Source organism: Streptomyces hainanensis, from assembly GCF_004348415.1.
GTDB lineage: Bacteria > Actinomycetota > Actinomycetes > Streptomycetales > Streptomycetaceae > Streptomyces > Streptomyces hainanensis.
The window spans coordinates 1-10,209 of record NZ_SMKI01000285.1 but is presented as its reverse complement, the minus strand read 5'-3'; the positions used below and the strand labels follow the sequence as shown (position 1 = coordinate 10,209).

Below are 10,209 nucleotides of genomic sequence, written 5' to 3'. Positions count from 1 at the left end.
GGGAGGGGGTGGGCGGGGCGCCCCCGTCCGAGGTGAGCCGGACGACGCCCAGCCGGGGGCCGAGGTGCCGCCGCATCAACAGGTAGGTCAGGCCGGTCAGCACCAGGCCGGCGGCCAGTACCAGGGCGGTGAGCAGGAGGGTGAGCCGGCCGCGGGCCGTCAGCTGCCGGGGCACGGAGTCACGTCCTGACGCGGTAGCCGGCACCGGTGACGGTGTCGATCAACGGCGGGTCGTCCAGCTTGCGGCGCAGCGTCCCGACCGTGATGCGGACGGCGTTGGTGAACGGGTCGGCGTGCTCGTCCCACACCTTCTCCAGGAGCGTCTCGGCGCTGACCACGTCGCCGCGTGCGGCCAGCAGTTCGTGGAGCACGCCGAACTCCTTGGGCGTCAGGTGCAGGGCCCGGCCGGCGCGCTCGGCCAGCCGCCTGGCCGGGTCGAGCACGACGTCCGCGGCGCGCAGCACCGGCGGCCGGGCCGGGACGCTGCGTCGCGACAACGCCCAGACGCGGGCGACGAGTTCGGAGAACGCGAACGGCTTGCTCAGGTAGTCGTCGGCGCCCAGGGTCAGGCCGGCGACCCGGTCCTCCACCGAGTCGGCGGCGGTGAGCATGAGGACACGATGCCTCCCGTCCCCGGCGAGGCGCCGGCACACCGTGTCCCCATGCACCACCGGCAGGTCCCGGTCGAGCACCACCACGTCGTACGGCGTGTGGGCGCACTTCTCGAGCGCCGACCCGCCGTCGCCGGCGAGGTCGACGGCGAAGCCCTGCTTCCGCAGGCCGGCCGCCACGTACTTCGCCAGTGGTTGTTCGTCCTCGACCAGCAGTACCCGCATGCCCGCAGTCTGCCGACGCCGGCCTATGGACCACGTATGGAGCGCCGATCGGTGGGCGGGCGGCGCGCGCCGGTAGAAGGGCGGAACGCATCGACTCCGGCCCACGTGAAGGGTGATCTCCTCATGACCACGACCCGCCGTACCGTTCTCGGCGCCCTCGGCGTCTCCGTCGCCGCCACCGGCGCGACGCTGGCCGGAACCGGGACCGCCCGGGCCGGGACCGCCCGGGCCGGGACCGCCGGGGCCACCGGGGCCGCCCGGGCCACGTCCGGCCGCGTCCCGCCGGAACTACGGCCCGGTGGCGCGCTCGACGCGTTCGTCGCGGAGGAGGCCGCGCAGGGGCGGTTCTCCGGCAGCGTGCTGCTGACGCACCGTGGGCGGCAGGTGCTGGCCCGCTCCCACGGCATGGCCGACCGGGAGAGGTCCCTGCCCAACGGCCCCGACACGCTCTACTCGTTGGCCTCCGTGACCAAGCTGTTCACCGCCGTCGCCGTGGCCCAGCTCGCGCAGCGGGGCGAGGTGGGATACCAGGCGACGGTCGGTACCTACCTGGACGGCTTCCCGGCCGAGGTCGCCGACCGGGTGACCGTCCACCACCTGCTCACCCACACCTCGGGCCTCGGCGACACCTTCCGGATGCCGGGGTTCGCCGAGGAGTCGGCCACCTGGGACAGCGTGGAGGAGGTGATGGCGGGATTCGGCAGGTACGTCAGGACGGACCGGCCGGCGTTCGCGCCGGGCGCCGGCTTCGCCTACAGCAACACCGGTTTCCACGTGCTGGGCGAGATCGTGGCGGCCGTCGCGGGCCGGCCGTACCACGACCACGTCAGGGAGCACGTCTTCCGGGCGGCCGGGATGACCGGCTCGGACTTCTACACCAGGACCCAGTGGCGCGACGACCGCCGCATCGCCCACCCGTACGCCGTCACGGAGACCGGCGGGCGGGAGGACGTCCTGGAGCAGCGGCTGTTCGTCGGCACCCCGGCCGGGGACGCCTTCGCGAACTGCGCGGGCCTCGACCGGTTCGCGCGGGCCCTGACCGGCGGGGAACTGCTCGACCCGACGTTCGTGGGGATCACGCTCGGCGGAAAGGTGCCGCCCGCCGGGCCCCAGCGCCCGCCCGGCGACGGCGACCGCCCGCGCCGGACGATGTTCCAGGCGTACGGCCCGATGGCCACGCTGGAGGCGGGCCAGTGGACGATCGGGCACAACGGCGGATCCCGGGGCATCGCGACCAGCGTGGAGGTCTTCCCCGACACCGACTGGGTCGCGGTGGTCCTCGCCAACTACGACACGCCCCAGGGCGTCATGCCGTCCGTCCCCACCAAGGCACGTGAGCTGATACTCGCCGCGGGCGCCTGAGCCGGGGCCGGCTCTCCCGGGGGCGGGTCTCCCCGGGGGACGGCTCTCCCGGGGCCGGCTAGGACGCGGTGCCGGGCGCCCGTTGGCGGCGGGGGCCCGGCGTCGGCCGGTGTCGGCCGAGGAGTTCGGCCAGGCCGCGGCGGGTGGCGGCCACCACCACCCGGTCCTGGGGGCGCAGCACATAGCCGGGGTGCAGCTCCCACAGCAGCCTGGCGGGCCCGCCGCGGTCCTCGTCGGACGAGCGGCCCGTCAGGTCGGCGTGCCGGTCGGCCGGGGCCGTGGTGTCCAGGGCGATCACCCGCCAGGCACCCGGCCGGTTGGCCTCGGCCACGGTGCGGTCCTCGAACTCCGCGTGCCCCTCGACCTCGATGGCCGCGAAGAGCAGCACCCGCCGCTCGACCGGCATCGCCCCCAGGATCTGCCGGCCCATCATCGCGCCGGCGAAGGCGGGCGCGGCGAGCGAGGAGACGCTGCGGCTGCGGGTGAGCGCGTTCGGGTGCGCGGTGCGCAGCGTGCGGTAGACGGCGGTGGCGAAGTCGTCGTCGTAGAGCCGCAGCGCCACCCGCAGGTCGGGGCGGATCGTGCGGGCGTAGAGGGCGGCCTCCAGGTTGGTGGTGTCGGAGCTGGTGAGCGCCAGCAGGGCGCCGGCGCGTTCGACCTTGGCCGCCTCGAGCACCCCCTCCTGCGTGACGTCGCCGAGCACCACAGGCACCCGCAGCCGCCGGGCCAGCGCCACGCCGCGCGCGTCCGGGTCCTCCTCCACGCAGACCACCGGGATGTCCAGTTCCTTCAGCCGGTCGAGGACGCGGGTGCCGATCTTGCCGAGGCCGAGCAGCACCACGTGTCCCGAGAGGCCGCGTGGCGGCCGGCGCAGCGCGCTGCTGCCGCGGAAGGCCCCGAGCGCCTCCAGGGCGCCGGCCACCAGGATGGGCAGCAGGGCCAACCCGACGAGCCCGGAGAGCAGTTGCAGGACCTGTCGCGACACCGGCTGCCCGATGGCCGGCTCGTTGATGGAGAACAGGTCGAGCACGATCAGGTAGGTGGCGTGCAGGGGCTCGTCGCCCGTGGTGAACAGGGCGGTGACGGCCAGCCCGAACACGGCGACCAACACGGCGAAGAGTGCCCAGCGCAGCCGGCGGGAGAAGATCTCGGCCAGCCGGGCGGCCGGCGAAACGTTTCTGGTCGGCCGGGCTCCCGAGTGGGTCACCGTCTCCAGCACCATGGTGCCGCGCCCGGTGGCGGCGGCGACGGTCTCGTCGTCGGGCAGCAGTTGCGGGGCCCGGGCCCCGCTGTTGTCGGAACCCTCGTCGCCGGCCGGGTCGTTGGTGGTGGAGGAGAGCAACGCCAGGGTGCAGAGCCCCGGGTGGGCGATCTCGCCGGGTCCCGGCGGGGTGCGCTCCACCGCCCGCAGCAGCAGCCCGTCCGTCTCCACGATCTTGCTGGTGCCGGCGATGGCGGTGGCGGCGAGCGCCGGGGCCGCGGTGTCGGCGTCGGAGAGCACGGTGGTCGCGGCGTCGGCGCCGGCGTGGTCGCCCTCCGGCAGGGTCACGGCGGCGGCCTGGTCGAGGAGGCGCGCGAGGTGGTCGCCCAGCTTGCGGTTGTAGAGCCGGATCACCAGCCGGAGCCGGGGGTTGAGGCGGCGGGCGGCGAGCGCGACCCGGATGTTGGCCTCGTCGTCCTCGTAGACCAGGGCCAGCGCGGTGGCCTGCTCGGTGCCGGCTCGGCGCAGCACCTCCTCGGTGGCCTCCGGGGCGGTCAACTCCTCGATGGGCAGCCGGATCTCGCCGCTGGTGTCGTCGAGGCGGCGGGCGAAGACGCCGCTGTCCTCGGGGTCGGCGGGCGACGCCGGGCGGGTGACGGCGGCGGTCACCCGCCGGAGCAGGGCGGCCGCCCTGGCCCGGCCGGGCGAGACGGTCGGCGCGCCGTCCGCGCCGGGGGCCGGCGGCACGACCAGGGTGACCCGCTCCCGGTAGACCTCGTGCAGCTCGGCGGCCAGCCGGGCGGCCAGCGCGTCGTCGCCGCAGACGATCATGTGCCCTGACGCGCCGTCGCGCCGGTTCTGCTGGGGAAGTGACGTCACACAGCAGTGGACTCCCTGACGCCCCGTCGGGTTCCCGCCGCGCGCCGTCTCCGCCGGTGGCGCGCGGCGCGGTGCCGGAAACGCCGTGCCACCGACCCGCCGGTCCCGGTGCTACCCGTGCGGCACGCCGACGGCGGGGCTCAGGCCCGCCACGGCCAGTCGGAAGAGCCGGTCGGCCTGGGCGGCGGGGTCGGGATGGTGCTCGGTGGCCAGGGCGATGCCGACGACCAGGGTGATCAGGTCGGCCATGGTGACGGTCGGCGCCACGGTGCCCTCCCCCGCGGCGCGGCGGAGCAGCGGGGTGCCCGCCGCCTCGATCGCCGACGCGCAACTGTTCCCATGGAGCGGGTCGGGCGCGGCGCCGTCGTGAGCGAGGGCGGCGGCCAGGCCGCGGACGGAGGCGCAGTAGGCGACGACCTCGTCCAGCCACGCCAGCAGCGCGGTCCGCGCGTCCGGGGCGTCGGCCAGGTCGTGGGCGCGGGCGCACAGGGCCTCGATCCGGCTGTGGGAGACGGCCTCCAACAGGGCGCGGCGGGTGGGGAAGTGCCGGCGCACGGTGGCCGAGCCGACGCCCGCGGTGCGGGCGATCTGTTCCAGGGAGGCGTCGGCGCCACGGTCGGCCACCTCCGCCTCGGCCACGGCGAGGATGCGCGCGTGGTTGCGACGGGCGTCGGCACGCTGCTGGGCGGGCATGGCGTCACCTCCGTGTTTGCTAAGTGGCGGGGCCCGCCATATCTTATCCAACAAGAAACGGCGGGCCCCGCCGTTTCTGTCGGAGCAGCCGATTCGAGGAGCCTCATGTCCACAGATTCCGCGCCCGTCCTGGTCACCGGCGCCACCGGCCGGCAGGGCGGGGCCACCGCCCGGTCCCTGCTCGCGGCGGGCGTCCCCGTCCGGGCACTGGTCCGCGACCCGACCACCGACCGGGCCCTGGACGTCGCCGCGCTCGGCGCCGAACTGGTCACCGGCGACCTCCACGACCGGGCGTCCGTGATCCGGGCCGCCGAGGGCGCCCGCGCCGTCTTCTCCGTGCAGATGCCGCCCTTCGCCGGAGACGGCTTCGACTTCGACGCGGAGGCGGCCCAGGGCGTCAACCTCGTCGAGGGCGCGAAGGCGGCCGGCGTGCCGCAGTTCGTGCACACCTCCGTCTCCGGAGCCGGCCGGCACACGGAGGTGCCCGGCTGGGCGGAGGGCCGCTGGGACTTCATGGCCCCCACCCTCGACACCAAGACCGCGATCCAGGACCGGGTGCGGGCGGCCGGCTTCCGACACTGGACGATCCTCAAGCCCGCCTTCTTCATGGAGAACTTCCTGCCCTCCACGGCGTACCTCTTCCCCCGCGGGATCGAGGGCGGCATCGTCACCCTGCTCAGGCCCAGCACCCGGCTCTCCCTCGTGGCGGCCGCCGACATCGGACGGGCGGCCGCCGCCGCGATCGCGGTGCCGGAACGGTTCCACGAGGTCGAACTGGAACTGGCCGGCGACCACCGCTCCATGACGGAGGTCGCCGAGACGCTCTCCCGCGCCCTCGGCGTGCGGTTGTCCGCGCCGGACATGACGGAGGCGGAGGCACGCGCCGCCGGCATGCCGGGGATGGGCGCCTCGGGCGAGTGGCTGAACGCGGCCGGCCAGCCGGCCCGTCCCGCGTACGCACGGCAGCTCGACATCCCGCTCACCACCTTCGAGGACTGGGCGCGAGAACACCTACGGCCCGCCGCCTGAGGCACGGTGCCTCGGAGCCGGAGCCGGAGCCGGAGCCGGAGCCGACCGCCACGACCCGCCGCACGCCGGGTGCCGATCGGGGCGCCGGTCCGTAAGCTGATCGACACCGTCGAGCCACGCCCAGGCGAGGGAGGACAGCCCGGTGAGGATGCTGATCAACGAGCCCGAGCGGGTCGTGGGGGACGCGCTGCGCGGGATGGCGGCCGCACACCCCGAGCTCCTGGTCGACGAGGAGCACCGGCTGATCGTGCGGCGGGACGCGCCGGTGCCGGGCAAGGTCGGCCTGGTGTCGGGCGGCGGCTCGGGGCACGAGCCGCTGCACGGCGGCTTCGTCGGCCCCGGCATGCTGGACGCCGCCTGTCCTGGCGAGGTGTTCACCTCGCCGGTGCCCGACCAGATGACCCGGGCGGCCGCGGCGGTCGACGGCGGGGCGGGCGTGCTGTTCGTCGTCAAGAACTACACGGGCGACGTCCTCAACTTCGACATGGCGGCCGAGCTCGCCGAGGACGACGGCGTCGAGGTCGCCAGGGTGCTGGTGCAGGACGACGTGGCCGTCACCGACAGCCTCTACACGGCGGGCCGGCGTGGCACCGGCGGGACGCTGTTCGTCGAGAAGCTGGCCGGCGCGGCCGCCGAGGCCGGCGCCCCGTTGGCCCGGGTGGCGGCCGTCGCCCGGCAGGCGTCCGAGGCGTCCCGCAGCTTCGGGGTGGCGCTCAGCTCGCCCACCACCCCCGCCAAGGGCGGTCCGACCTTCGACCTGCCGGCCGGCGAACTCGAACTGGGCATCGGCATCCACGGCGAGCCGGGGCGCGAGCGGCGGCCCGTCATGACGTCGGCCGAGATCGCGGACTTCACCGTGGACGCGCTGCTCGCCGACCGGATGCCCACGGGCCCCGTGCTGCTGCTGGTCAACGGCATGGGGGCCACGCCGCTGTTGGAGCTGTACGGGTTCAACGCCGAGGTGCGGCGGGTGCTCGCCGAGCGCCGGGTCGAGGTGGCGCGTACCCTCGTCGGCAATTATGTGACCTCGCTCGACATGGCGGGCTGCTCGGTGACGCTGTGCCAGGTCGACGAGGAACTGCTGCGGCTGTGGGACGCGCCGGTGAGTACGCCGGGGCTGCGCTGGGGCCGTTGAGCCGGGAACGTCGTTCGAGGGAGCGGTGGGAGGAGCACGAGTGGCACAGCGGGACGCGGAGTTCATCCGCCGTTGGCTCGAAGCGGCGGCGGAGGCCGTCGCACGGGACGCCAGCCGGCTGACCGAGCTCGACTCGGCCATCGGCGACGCCGATCACGGCAGCAACATGCGGCGCGGCTTCGCGGCGGTCGTCGCCACACTCGCCGACCAGCCGCCCACCGACCCCGGCGGCACCCTGCGGGTGGCGGGCCGCACCCTGATCTCCACGGTGGGCGGCGCGGCGGGACCGCTCTACGGCACGCTGCTGCGGAGCGCGGGCAAGGCGCTCGGGGACGACCCCGTGGTCGACGACGAGCGGCTGGCCGAGGCGCTGCGCGCCGGCGTGGACGGGGTGGCGAGTCTGGGCGGCGCGGCCGTCGGCGACAAGACGATGGTGGACGCGCTGCTGCCGGCGGTCTCCGCGCTGCCCGACTACCCGGCGGCCCGGCAGGCGGCCGAGGAGGGCGCGGCGGCCACCGTGCCGCTGCGGGCCCGCAAGGGCCGCGCGAGCTATCTGGGCGACCGCAGCACGGGGCACCTGGACCCGGGCGCCGCGTCCTCGGCCCTGCTCATCGGGGCGCTCGCCGACGCGGCGGCGGCCGGCGCGGAGGCGGGCGGCGCGGAGGCGGGCGGCGCGGAGGCGGGCGGCGCGGAGGCGGGCGATGACTGAGCGGGCACCGGTGGGAATCGTGCTGGTGTCGCACAGCGCGGAGGTCGCGGAGTCGGTGGCGCGGCTCGCGGCCGGCCTGGCCGGCGGCGGCCAGCTGGCGCCGACGGCGGCGGCCGGCGGCCGGCGGGACGGCGGCTTCGGGACGAGCTCCGAGCTGATCGCCGAGGCGGCGCGCCGGGTGGACAGGGGCGCCGGGGTCGCGGTCCTCGCGGACCTGGGGAGCGCGGTGCTGACCGTCCAGGCGATGCTCGCGGAGGGCGACGAACTGCCGCGCGACACCCGGCTGGTGGACGCGCCGTTCGTGGAGGGCGCGGTGGCCGCCCTGGTGACCGCCTCGGCCGGCGGCGACCTGGCCGCGGTGGCGGCCGCCGCCGGCGACGCGTACACCTTCCGGAAGACCTGAGCCCGGGCGGCGGAGAACCGCGCCGTCAGTCGTCGGCGGCCGGGACGGCGGCCGGCTCGAACCAGGTGGGGCCGTCGGACAGGGCCAGCTTGATCCGGGACAGCTCGTGCTCGCGCAGCGGCGGCAGGGCGTCCGGGCCGAACCAGCCGACCTCCAGGGACTCGTCGTCGTTCACCCGGGCCTCGCCGCCCAGCGCGCGGCAGCGCAGCGTGATGTCCAGGTACTGGCAGCGGTCGCCGTTGGGATACCGCACGGGGTCGCCGGTGTGCACCAGCAGGACCCGCTCCGCCGCGCAGCGCACGGCGGTCTCCTCGTACACCTCGCGGACCGCGGCCTCGGCGGGCTGCTCGCCGGGCTCGGGGATGCCGGCGATCAGCGCCCACTCGCCGTTGTCGGCGCGCCGGCCGAGCAGCACCTGCCCGTCGTCGTCCAGCACGACGGCGGTGACACCGGGGAGGAAGAGCAGCCGGTGGCCGATGTCGGCGCGGAGTTCGCGGATGAAGTCGGGAGTCGTCATGGCACGAGCCTAGGTCCCGGCGCGGTGGCCATGGTCGCGATCAGGCGCCCCTCGGGGTAGGCGAGCGCCACCTCGGGAAGCGCGGCGGGGCGGGTGCTGGCGAAGACCTCGAGGGTGCCGCCCGGGTCGGCGCCGGGCGCCGGGGTGAGCCCGGCGCGGCGCAGCGCCTGGGCGGCGACGGCGTCCGCCGAGCCGATCAGGGCGACCTCGGTGCCGGTGACGGCGGTGACGTGCCGGCGGATCCGCTCGGCGACCAGCTCGTAGTGGGTGCAGCCGAGGACCACGGTGCGGGTCTCCGGCGGGGTGAGCGCCGCGGCGGCCTTGACCGCGACCTCGACCGCCTCGTCGTCGGCGCGCTCGACGGCGTCCGCCAGGCCGTGGCACGGCACCCCGACGGCCGGGACGCCGGCGGCGTAGCGGCGCAGCAGGTCGCGCTGGTACTCGCTCTCGGTGGCGGCCCGGGTGGCCCAGACCGCGAGCGGCCGGCCGGAGGCGGCGGCCGGCTTGATCGCCGGCACCGTGCCGACCACGGGCACCGCCGGCTCCAGCTCGGCGCGCAGCTCGGGCAGCGCGCTGACCGTCGCCGTGTTGCAGGCGACGATCAGCGCGTCCGGCGGGGTGACGACGGCGGCCCGGGCGAGGGCCAGCGTCCTGGCGGTGATGTCCGCCGGGGTGCGCGGGCCCCAGGGCATGCCGTCGGGGTCGCTCGAGATCACCAGCGAGGCGTCGGGCCGCAGCCGCCGGACGGCGGCGGCTGCGGCCAGCAGGCCGATGCCCGAGTCGACCAGGGCGATGCGCACCGACGTCACTTGCGCCCCGGGGTCCACTGCATGCCGAAGCCGTACGCGTGGTCGACCGTGCGCTGCGGGCTGACGCCGCGGTCCGGCACCAGGTAGCGGGCCTCGCGGCGGACGACGAGCTCGCCGCCCTGGTTGGTGAGCTCGGCGAGCACGCAGACCGGGGACGCGACGGTGCACTCGTCGAGCGTGAAGTCGATCGGCGCGCCGCGCTCGGGGGTGAGGGTGACCGTGGCGGAGATGCCCTGGAAGCTGGCCGCGCCGGAGTAGACGGTCACGAAGATCACCACCCGGCGCAGGTTCTGCGCGTGGTCCAGGTTGATCGTCAGGTTCTCGCCGCTGGCGACGGCGCCGGTGCGGTCGTCGCCGTCCAGGTGGATGTAGGGCGGCTGGTGGAGCGAACCGAACGCGTTGCCCAGGGCCTGGACGACGCCCTTGCGGCCGTCGCTGAGCTCGAACAGGGCGCCCAGGTCGAGGTCGAGGCCGCCGCCCATGGCCTTGGTCAGCCGCTCCCGCCAACCCCCGCCGCCCTGCGGCTGCTGGCCGCCGCGCTGCTGCCAGTTGAGGTTGATCAGCATCCGGCCCGAGGTGGCGCCCTGCTTGGCGAGGGAGATCGTCGGCGACGCCTTGGTGAGGGTGATCTTGCTG

11 protein-coding genes are annotated in these 10,209 nt (G+C 75.7%); 5 read left to right on the top strand and 6 right to left on the bottom strand.

Going from position 1 to position 10,209, the window contains the following annotated elements; genetic code table 11:
* Nucleotides 1–179: 179 nt before the first annotated feature.
* Complete coding sequence (locus E1283_RS23755; protein WP_132820167.1) at nucleotides 180–836, bottom strand: response regulator transcription factor; 657 nt, start codon at nucleotides 834–836, stop codon at nucleotides 180–182.
* A 123-nt stretch (nucleotides 837–959) separates the two neighbouring features.
* Here E1283_RS23755 and E1283_RS23750 point away from each other — a divergent pair, with 123 nt between their 5' ends.
* Nucleotides 960–2,198: a serine hydrolase domain-containing protein gene (locus E1283_RS23750; protein WP_132820166.1), complete on the top strand. Its 1,239-nt coding sequence runs from the start codon at nucleotides 960–962 to the stop codon at nucleotides 2,196–2,198.
* Between the two features lie 58 nt (nucleotides 2,199–2,256).
* Here E1283_RS23750 and E1283_RS23745 read toward each other — a convergent pair whose 3' ends face one another.
* Both E1283_RS23745 and E1283_RS23740 read right to left on the bottom strand, forming a co-directional pair.
* A complete protein-coding gene (locus E1283_RS23745; protein WP_132820168.1) occupies nucleotides 2,257–4,230 on the bottom strand; it encodes an NAD-binding protein in 1,974 nt (657 codons plus the stop codon).
* 159 nt (nucleotides 4,231–4,389) lie between these two features.
* Nucleotides 4,390–4,971, bottom strand: a complete 582-nt coding sequence (locus tag E1283_RS23740; protein WP_132820165.1) for a TetR/AcrR family transcriptional regulator — start codon at nucleotides 4,969–4,971, stop codon at nucleotides 4,390–4,392.
* A 105-nt stretch (nucleotides 4,972–5,076) separates the two neighbouring features.
* On the opposite strand from E1283_RS23740, the gene E1283_RS23735 reads away from it, so the two are divergent.
* The 4 genes from E1283_RS23735 to E1283_RS23720 all read left to right on the top strand — a co-directional run bounded on the left by E1283_RS23735 (nucleotide 5,077) and on the right by E1283_RS23720 (nucleotide 8,247).
* Entirely contained in the window at nucleotides 5,077–6,000 is a 924-nt protein-coding gene (locus tag E1283_RS23735; RefSeq protein WP_132820164.1) for an NmrA family NAD(P)-binding protein, read from the top strand.
* A gap of 142 nt (nucleotides 6,001–6,142) precedes the next feature.
* Nucleotides 6,143–7,135 (top strand): dihydroxyacetone kinase subunit DhaK, encoded by a 993-nt coding sequence (gene dhaK, locus E1283_RS23730; RefSeq protein WP_132820163.1) that lies wholly within the window; start codon nucleotides 6,143–6,145, stop codon nucleotides 7,133–7,135.
* A 40-nt stretch (nucleotides 7,136–7,175) separates the two neighbouring features.
* The gene (dhaL, locus tag E1283_RS23725) at nucleotides 7,176–7,844 is read left to right on the top strand and encodes a dihydroxyacetone kinase subunit DhaL (RefSeq protein ID WP_132820162.1); all 669 of its coding nucleotides are present in this window, start codon (nucleotides 7,176–7,178) and stop codon (nucleotides 7,842–7,844) included.
* Entirely contained in the window at nucleotides 7,837–8,247 is a 411-nt protein-coding gene (locus tag E1283_RS23720; protein ID WP_132820161.1) for a PTS-dependent dihydroxyacetone kinase phosphotransferase subunit DhaM, read from the top strand. Before dhaL ends, E1283_RS23720 begins: the two co-directional genes overlap by 8 nt.
* A gap of 25 nt (nucleotides 8,248–8,272) precedes the next feature.
* On the opposite strand, the gene E1283_RS23715 is transcribed toward E1283_RS23720, so the two are convergent.
* From E1283_RS23715 to E1283_RS23705, 3 genes are all read right to left on the bottom strand, one after another.
* Nucleotides 8,273–8,764 carry an NUDIX hydrolase gene (locus E1283_RS23715; protein WP_132820160.1) on the bottom strand — a complete coding sequence of 164 codons (492 nt, stop codon included), beginning with the start codon at nucleotides 8,762–8,764 and terminating at the stop codon, nucleotides 8,273–8,275.
* Complete coding sequence (locus tag E1283_RS23710; protein ID WP_132820159.1) at nucleotides 8,761–9,564, bottom strand: glutamate racemase; 804 nt, start codon at nucleotides 9,562–9,564, stop codon at nucleotides 8,761–8,763. Before E1283_RS23710 ends, E1283_RS23715 begins: the two co-directional genes overlap by 4 nt.
* Nucleotides 9,565–9,569: 5 nt before the next feature.
* Nucleotides 9,570–10,209 (bottom strand): TerD family protein (locus E1283_RS23705; protein ID WP_425086220.1); only part of this gene is annotated, 640 nt, incomplete at its 5' end.

Coding starts and splice junctions, on each gene's coding strand:
- E1283_RS23755 (WP_132820167.1), bottom strand. CDS start 836: ATGCGGGTACTGCTGGTCGAGGACGAACAACCACTGGCGAAGTACGTG.
- E1283_RS23750 (WP_132820166.1), top strand. CDS start 960: ATGACCACGACCCGCCGTACCGTTCTCGGCGCCCTCGGCGTCTCCGTC.
- E1283_RS23745 (WP_132820168.1), bottom strand. CDS start 4,230: ATGATCGTCTGCGGCGACGACGCGCTGGCCGCCCGGCTGGCCGCCGAG.
- E1283_RS23740 (WP_132820165.1), bottom strand. CDS start 4,971: ATGCCCGCCCAGCAGCGTGCCGACGCCCGTCGCAACCACGCGCGCATC.
- E1283_RS23735 (WP_132820164.1), top strand. CDS start 5,077: ATGTCCACAGATTCCGCGCCCGTCCTGGTCACCGGCGCCACCGGCCGG.
- E1283_RS23720 (WP_132820161.1), top strand. CDS start 7,837: ATGACTGAGCGGGCACCGGTGGGAATCGTGCTGGTGTCGCACAGCGCG.
- E1283_RS23715 (WP_132820160.1), bottom strand. CDS start 8,764: ATGACGACTCCCGACTTCATCCGCGAACTCCGCGCCGACATCGGCCAC.